Consider the following 668-nt stretch of genomic DNA (forward strand, 5'->3'; position numbering starts at 1 on the left):
GGGCTAATCCCAAGCACCCGTGCCGTATCGCGAATTCCGCTCCCATTCATCGCCATATCGCTGATCTGCTGCTTCACTTGGGGAGCATAGGCGACCTAACTATAATCTTGAATAAACGTGCTGCGCTTACACGCAGAATTTTGGCAACGATAGCGCTGTTTGCCCGCAGCAGTTTTGCCATGCTGAATCACATCAATTCCGTCGCAACTGGGGCAATGAGTGGGTTCTAGTACCATACTAGGAAATGCCTTGAAAGATTGTCCCATCCATTGAACCAGATTTGCAAACTCACAACAACACGTCTAGAACATTACCGCAAATTGAGAGCTTTCATCGAGTCATCAAGCAAGTGTGCAACATTGAACGCTTTCAAGTGCGAACGGAGTCTGCCATGAGAACCCATTTTTTCTGTGCGTTGCAAGCCTTTTGTAAGCTGCAAACAATGCGAGTTGAAGGCTTGATTGATAACCTGTATCAGGTGTCGCGTCAGTTATTCGTGCCCGTGATTCGTCAGTTCATCTTGGAAAACCTCTCCCAACCGATGGCTCACTGACCCCAGACCTTGCTACTTTTGTCAATGCGTAAGTCCTATACTTCCCGCTTGGTGTGCCCTCGATTGGGCAGAAGCCAGCGCGAAAGCGTTAGCGACACTCTTCCCTCAAGTGGGG

At 49.1% G+C, this 668-nt stretch carries 2 pseudogenes; one reads left to right on the forward strand and one right to left on the reverse strand.

What is annotated here, in order from left to right:
* Positions 1-236, reverse strand: a pseudogene (locus C7B65_RS29120) (IS1/IS1595 family N-terminal zinc-binding domain-containing protein); the annotation flags it as partial.
* 12 nt (positions 237-248) lie between these two features.
* Between C7B65_RS29120 and C7B65_RS27150 the strand changes: the two are divergent.
* Positions 249-553 (forward strand): annotated as a pseudogene (locus C7B65_RS27150) (IS701 family transposase); the annotation flags it as partial.
* Between the last annotated feature and the right edge of the window lie 115 nt (positions 554-668).

This window comes from Phormidesmis priestleyi ULC007 (assembly GCF_003003695.1).
Classification (GTDB): domain Bacteria; phylum Cyanobacteriota; class Cyanobacteriia; order Leptolyngbyales; family Leptolyngbyaceae; genus Phormidesmis_A; species Phormidesmis_A priestleyi_A.